This window comes from Cellulomonas sp. P2_B4 (assembly GCF_056404795.1).
This window is the reverse complement of the sequence record NZ_JBFUDI010000005.1, coordinates 410,696-416,840: the sequence shown is the minus strand read 5'-3', so window position 1 is coordinate 416,840 and position 6,145 is coordinate 410,696. Positions and strand designations below refer to the sequence as shown.

Sequence of the window (6,145 nt, the reverse complement as noted above, 5' to 3'; positions counted from 1 at the left end):
GTTCGACGGGGTTCAGCGGTGGTGCTTCTCCGGGACCGGGGCGTCGCCGGCCGCGCCGCTCGCCGCTGCACCCGCCGCGATGCCGCCGCCGACGGGCAGCGCCACCCCGAGCGCTCCGAGGGCCGCGATCCCGAGCACCAGCGGGGCGATGACGGCCCGCATGCCGTGGTTGACGTCGCCGAGCTCGAGCACGAGGGCGCGACAGTCCCCGCAGTCGTCCAGGTGGGCCTCGACCTGCGCGGTCTCCCGCGTGCCGAGACCGCTGCGCACGTAGGCACCGAGCTTGCCCGCGACCCCACGACAGCCCTCGTCGAGCGGATCCTGCAGGTGCTGCTGGAGGTACGCCTGGCGCAGACCCTCGCGCGCCCGGTAGGACAGAGCGGCGACGCCGTTCGCGGTCAGCCCGAGGATCGGCGCGATCTCGGCGGGGGGCAGGCCCTCGACCTCGGTGTGCCACAGCACGGCCTGCCAGCGCTCGGGCAGAGAGTGGAACGCGCGCGCGACGACACCACGCTCGAACCCCGCGAGCGCCGGGTCCTCCGCGGTCGCGGCCATCGCGGTGCCGCGCTCGAGGACCGCGACGTCGTCGGTCGGCTCGACGCGCCGCGCCTTGTCGCGCCCGACCCCGGCCACGCGGCGCACGACGGTGAACAGATAGGCACGGAACGCTGCCTCGGGGCCCTTGCCCCGCTGCAGGGCTCCGAACACGGCCGCGAAGGAGTCGGCGACGACGTCGTCGGCGTCGGCCTCGGAGTTCGTGTACTGCCGGGCGACCACCCAGGCGGCCCCCGCGTGACGCTCATAGAGCGCGCCAACGGCAGCGGCGTCGCCGGTGCGCGCGGCAGCGATGAGCTCCGCGTCGCCCGTGACGCCGTCGTCGAGCCGCGCGCTGAGTGCCACGACACGCTCCCGTCCGTACAAGCGTCCGAGGGCACAGCCTGCCATATGCGTCGAACCACTCGAACCACACGTACCAGGGTGAAATTCACCGGGTGAAAAGCGCAGGACCGGCGTCACAGACCGCGCACCGCCCACTCTCATCCGGCGTGACGATGAACTCGGGACCGAACAACGCTGCCTTTCCGGCGCTCTCCGGTGAGTCCCTCGACGGGCTCCCCCACGGCGTGCTGCCCGCCGCCCTGCGCGAGCGGTGGCGCGACGAGAGCGTCGGCTCTGTCTGGCTGCGGCCCTCCGACTGGTATCACCCCGCCGTCGACGCGATCGCCGCCGCCATCCTGTCGCCGTCCGACACCGCGGTCGCCGCGGAGGAGCTCGGTCGTGCGCGCGGCTACGACGGGGTCGGCATCGGCGAGACGATCGACGACCTTGGAGCCCTCTACCGGGCGCTCGGCGCGACAGAGCCCCCGGCCACGGTGATCCGCGCGCTGTGCGAGGGGTGGGCCGACGCCCAGGCCGGCGCGCTGGCGTTCGGCACCGCGCTCGACCCCGAGTCGGGTCTCCCCACCCGGCAGTACCTGGCGATCCGGCTCGCGGAGACGTACCGCGACGCCGCGATCCCGACGCAGCGCGCCCGCACGTCGAACGACGTCGGCCACCACCTGGTGCTCGTCGACGTGGCAGCGGGGGACATCGACCCGTTCACGCGGGCCGCCCGGTCCGCAGCCGTCGGCGCGGCAATGACCACCACGTACGGCGAGGGTCACCCGATGGCCACGCTCGGCGGCGGCGTGTTCGCGGTGCTGGCCCGGACGGACGAGCACACGCCCACCCCGCTGGAGGCCCTGCACGCCGAGATCGACCGACGGTGCGAGCTGCTCGACATCCGTGCGGCGACACGCATGCCCGTCCGAGTGTGGGTCGAGCCCCTGCCGGACACCCACGAGCAGGCGCTCCGCACCCTGGAGCGGGTCGCGCGCTCCTGACGATCCGCTGTTGCCCAGGTCAAGCACTCGTCATGCTCGGCTCCGCCGCAGGTCAGCGACGAGTCGGTAGCCAGGCCGGGACAAGTCCGATCTGCCGTATTAACGTCTATGCATGAACTCCGCTGGACTTGCCCCGAACGACCCCACAGGGCGGCCGGTACACGAGTCGCCCAACCCGCCGAGCGTGCCGACCGCTCGGCCCCCGCACGACAGCTCCCTCCCGCCGGTCGACCCCTCCCTGGCCGCGGAGCCGGGCCCGTTGCTGGCTTCCGGCGCGACCGTCGACGTGTTCGCGATCGACGACCAGACGGTGCTGCGCCGGTACCGGTCCGGACGCGACGCCACCCACGAGGTGTCCCTGCTCCGCCACGCGGTCGCGCACGGGTTCCCCGCCCCCGCGGTGCTCGCGGCCAGCGGCCCGGACCTGGTCATGGAACGCCTGCACGGCCCGACCCTGCTGCAGGCCCTGGGTGCCGACGAGGTCTCGCTCCCGGACGCAGCCGCGATCCTGGCCGACCTGCACACCCGCCTGCACGCCATCGACGCTCCCGCAGGCTGGGGCGCGAGCGAACCGGACGCCTGGCCGCTCCTCCCGGCCGGACCGGTGATCGTCCACCTGGACATCCACCCCGCCAACGTCATCCTGTCCGAGGCGCACGGCCCGGCCCTCGTCGACTGGTCGAACGCCCGCACCGGGACCGCGGAGCTCGACGTCGCGCTGACGGCGTTGATCGTCGCCGAGGTGGCGGTCGACGCGGGCGGGCTCTACTCGCAGGCGGCCCGCGCACTGCTCGCGGCGTTCCTGCACGCGATCGACGTCGACCCGACCGACGCGCTCGACGCCGCCGCCGAGCTGCGGTCCGCCGACCCGTCGCTGGTGCCCGGCGAGAAGGCCCTGGTGCCCGCGGCGGCCGGGCTGGTGCGGGACCTCATCGCCGTGGCCCGGCCGTCGAGCTGACGGCGTCCACGCACACCCCGCACACGACGACGGCCCCCCTCGGTCGAGGGCGGCCGTGTCTCTTGCAGGTCTGTGGGTGTCCCCGCGCCGGTCAGGCGGGCGTGAACGTGAGGCAGTCGGCCTCGTCGTGACCCGCGCCGATGCGGATCGACGCGGCCGTGCACTCGAGGTGTGAGTTGTGGGTGCACTCCGCGCGCTGGCAGGCGCCGACGTGGGTGACCACCTTGTCGAGGCCGCCCTTGACGCCGAGCGGGATGAACGTGGTGCACTGCGCGTCGCCCGAGCCTCCACCGATCGTCACAGCGGCCGCGTGGCAGTGCGAGTGGTCGTTGTACGAACAGCCGGCGACCGAACACTCGTCGACGGCGGGCATGTCCATCAGCGTGCTCATGACGACCTCCGTGGGGGACTCAGCGGTGCGTTCTTCACGACGGTAGACCCGTTGCGGGCAGCCTGCCTAGCCAGTGAGGCCTTGCTTACCCGCAGGTCAGAGGCCCTTTTGAGGTGAGGCTGCCCTCACCAGGACGGCCGTCCGGGCGCCCCACCTGCGGCGATGCGCTACAGCGACGCGTAGCGGCGGGACCTGACCAGGCCGCGCACCGCGAAGCCCGCGAGCAGGAGGCCGCCGAGCGGGATCAGCCAGATCAGCCAGATGAACGGGCTCGTGCTCTTGATCCGGGCGTCGCCGTCGCTCGGGTGAGCCGTCGTGTAGATGACTGTCACCGCCGACCCCATGGCCGGGCAGCTCTGCGTCGAGATGCTGGTGCCCGCGCGGTAGGTGGAGCCACCGACGCTGAACGACGCGACCGGCGAGCACATCGAGCTCCCGTCGTCGTCGACCCAGGTCCGGTGGTCGACGACCGTCCCGGAGACCGTCGACTCGTCGGAGTGGGTCAGGTTCTCGCTCGTGATCGAGGTCGCGACGACGAGCCCGATCAGCAGCACGACGAGCCCGAAGACCAGCTGCCCGACCGGTCCCATCGGCTTGCTCCGGCGACGACGCCCGGCATGGCGGTCGTCCGGGTCCGGCCCGCCCGTGAACGGACCGACCCGCCACGAGAGGCCCCCGGTGCTCGCGCCGTCGCCGGCGCTCGTGCCGAACGAGTTCTCGAACGCGGGCCGGCCGTAGGGCTGGACGCCCGGGCCGGTCGGCGTCGGTGGCGGCGTCTGGGACTCGATCAGGTCGGCCGCCACGGCCGCGAAGACCCCGACGAGCCCGCCCTGCTGCTGCATGGCGTCGAGCGCGGCGACGGCCTTCTCGCGGTCGTCGGTCGGTGACGCCTCGTCGGACCCGTAGGGCTGCACGGTGTCCGTGCGCTGCGTGGGCACGGCGACCGTCTCCGGGTTGGGCCGCGTCATCGACGTCCAGGCCGTGCCGTTCCACCAGCGCTGCAGCAGGTCGTCGTCAGGGCTCGGGTACCAGGCCGCGGGCGGCGTGCTCATGCGTTGGTCCCCCCGCCGCGCCTCGTCGACCGAGCGCCGCTCAGGGCGCGGCCCACGGCACCGAGCTCGCGCGCGCCGCGGTGCAGGTCCCGGCTGGTCACGTACAGCACGCGGACGCCGATGCCCACGAACACCAGCCCGACCAGCTGCAGGACGACCGCGACGACCGGCGGTCCGACGAAGAGCAGGACCAGACCGAAGACGCCGACCACGGCGCCGAACCCGATCGCCTTGATCGCGCCGAAGGGGCTGATGTCCAGGTCGTCGTCGTCATCGTCGCCGCCGAGCCCGACCTGCAGGTTCTGCAGGGCCGGGTCGTGCGTCCGGGCGAACCCGAGGTCGCCGAGCATCACCAGAGGCACGCCGGGTGCATCGGTGATCGGGACCGATCCGTACGGGACGGGTGGGTACTGCGCGGCCTGCTGGTGAGCTGGCCGTTGCGCGGGCGGGTACTGCGCGGCGGGCTCATAGCGGGCGACCGGCTGCGGTGCGGCGACCTCCTGCGCGCCCAGGGCCGCCGACATCGCGCCGCCGATCGTGCCCGCGAGCCCGCCGCGCTCCTTCATGGCGTGCCACATCTCGGCCGCCTGGCGGTTGTACGGCTCGACGTGGCTGACGTCGAGCACGCGCGCGGTCGGCTCACCCGGCACGGGCTGCGGCACGTCGTGCCGGACGTGGTCGGTCCAGCGCGCACCGTCCCACCAGCGATGCACACCGTCGCTGTCCGGGCTCGGGTACCACCCGGGCGGTGCTGTGCTCACGCGTGCCCCCATGCGTTTCGACGCCCGACGACCGAACGGCCGACTCCTTCGAGGAATCGGCCGTTCGTGGTCGGCGGTTGAGCGCCCGTTCGGGTTCAGAAGTCCCAGTCGTCGTCTTCGGTGTTCACGGCCTTGCCGATGACGTAGGACGAGCCCGAGCCCGAGAAGAAGTCGTGGTTCTCGTCGGCGTTCGGGGACAGGGCCGACAGGATCGCCGGGTTGACGTCGGTCTCGTCGCGCGGGAAGAGCGACTCGTAGCCGAGGTTCATGAGGGCCTTGTTGGCGTTGTAGCGCAGGAACTTCTTGACGTCCTCGGTCAGGCCGACGCCGTCGTAGAGGTCCTGCGTGTACTCGACCTCGTTGTCGTACAGCTCGAAGAGGAGCTCGAACGTGTAGTCCTTGAGCTCGGACTTCTCGGCCGCCGACAGCTTCTCGAGGCCCTTCTGGTACTTGTAGCCGATGTAGTACCCGTGGACGGCCTCGTCGCGGATGATCAGGCGGATGAGGTCGGCCGTGTTGGTGAGCTTGGCGCGGCTGGACCAGTACATGGGCAGGTAGAAGCCCGAGTAGAAGAGGAACGACTCCAGCAGCGTGCTGGCCACCTTGCGCTTGAGGGGCGAGTCGCCGCGGTAGTACTCCATGACGATCTCGGCCTTGCGCTGGAGGTTCGCGTTCTCCTCCGACCAGCGGAACGCCTCGTCGATCTCCTTGGTGGAGCACAGCGTCGAGAAGATCGAGCTGTACGACTTGGCGTGCACCGACTCCATGAACGCGATGTTCGTGTAGACGGCCTCCTCGTGCGGCGTGATCGCGTCGGGGATCAGCGAGACCGCGCCGACCGTGCCCTGGATCGTGTCGAGCAGCGTCAGGCCGGTGAAGACGCGCATGGTGAGCGTCTTCTCCTGCTCCGTCAGCGTCGCCCAGCTCTGCACGTCGTTGGAGACCGGCACCTTCTCCGGCAGCCAGAAGTTGCCGACGAGGCGGTCCCAGACGTCTGCGTCCTTGTCGTCGTCGAGCCGGTTCCAGTTGATCGCCGAGACGCGGCTGACGAGCTTGAGCTTCTCGCTCATCGGTGTGCTTCCTTCGTGTCGAGCAGAACG

7 protein-coding genes are annotated in these 6,145 nt (G+C 71.7%); 2 read left to right on the top strand and 5 right to left on the bottom strand.

Annotated features, from left to right (window positions below):
* Positions 1–12: 12 nt before the first annotated feature.
* On the bottom strand, positions 13–900 hold the full coding sequence (locus AC1DZC_RS11435; RefSeq protein ID WP_477043331.1) for a sigma-70 family RNA polymerase sigma factor: 888 nt from the start codon (positions 898–900) through the stop codon (positions 13–15).
* Positions 901–1,052: 152 nt separating this feature from the next.
* Between AC1DZC_RS11435 and AC1DZC_RS11430 the strand changes: the two genes are divergently transcribed.
* Positions 1,053–1,883: a hypothetical protein gene (locus tag AC1DZC_RS11430; protein ID WP_477043342.1), complete on the top strand. Its 831-nt coding sequence runs from the start codon at positions 1,053–1,055 to the stop codon at positions 1,881–1,883.
* A gap of 112 nt (positions 1,884–1,995) precedes the next feature.
* Entirely contained in the window at positions 1,996–2,841 is an 846-nt protein-coding gene (locus tag AC1DZC_RS11425; protein ID WP_477037325.1) for a phosphotransferase, read from the top strand.
* Between the two features lie 91 nt (positions 2,842–2,932).
* Here AC1DZC_RS11425 and AC1DZC_RS11420 read toward each other — a convergent pair whose 3' ends face one another.
* The 4 genes from AC1DZC_RS11420 to nrdF form a co-directional block, all read right to left on the bottom strand.
* The gene (locus AC1DZC_RS11420) at positions 2,933–3,232 is read right to left on the bottom strand and encodes a DUF1540 domain-containing protein (RefSeq protein WP_477043330.1); all 300 of its coding nucleotides are present in this window, start codon (positions 3,230–3,232) and stop codon (positions 2,933–2,935) included.
* A 167-nt stretch (positions 3,233–3,399) separates the two neighbouring features.
* Complete coding sequence (locus tag AC1DZC_RS11415) at positions 3,400–4,284, bottom strand: DUF2510 domain-containing protein (protein ID WP_477043329.1); 885 nt, start codon at positions 4,282–4,284, stop codon at positions 3,400–3,402.
* On the bottom strand, positions 4,281–5,045 hold the full coding sequence (locus AC1DZC_RS11410; protein WP_477043328.1) for a DUF2510 domain-containing protein: 765 nt from the start codon (positions 5,043–5,045) through the stop codon (positions 4,281–4,283). Before AC1DZC_RS11410 ends, AC1DZC_RS11415 begins: the two co-directional genes overlap by 4 nt.
* 95 nt (positions 5,046–5,140) lie before the next feature.
* The gene (gene nrdF / locus AC1DZC_RS11405; protein WP_477037329.1) at positions 5,141–6,115 is read right to left on the bottom strand and encodes a class 1b ribonucleoside-diphosphate reductase subunit beta; all 975 of its coding nucleotides are present in this window, start codon (positions 6,113–6,115) and stop codon (positions 5,141–5,143) included.
* Positions 6,116–6,145: the final 30 nt, after the last annotated feature.

What these genes read in the sequence shown, in the direction of transcription:
- AC1DZC_RS11425 (WP_477037325.1), top strand. Translation starts at nt 1,996, where the DNA reads ATGAACTCCGCTGGACTTGCCCCGAACGACCCCACAGGGCGGCCGGTA.
- AC1DZC_RS11430 (WP_477043342.1), top strand. Translation starts at nt 1,053, where the DNA reads ATGAACTCGGGACCGAACAACGCTGCCTTTCCGGCGCTCTCCGGTGAG.
- AC1DZC_RS11420 (WP_477043330.1), bottom strand. Translation starts at nt 3,232, where the DNA reads ATGAGCACGCTGATGGACATGCCCGCCGTCGACGAGTGTTCGGTCGCC.
- AC1DZC_RS11415 (WP_477043329.1), bottom strand. Translation starts at nt 4,284, where the DNA reads ATGAGCACGCCGCCCGCGGCCTGGTACCCGAGCCCTGACGACGACCTG.
- nrdF (WP_477037329.1), bottom strand. Translation starts at nt 6,115, where the DNA reads ATGAGCGAGAAGCTCAAGCTCGTCAGCCGCGTCTCGGCGATCAACTGG.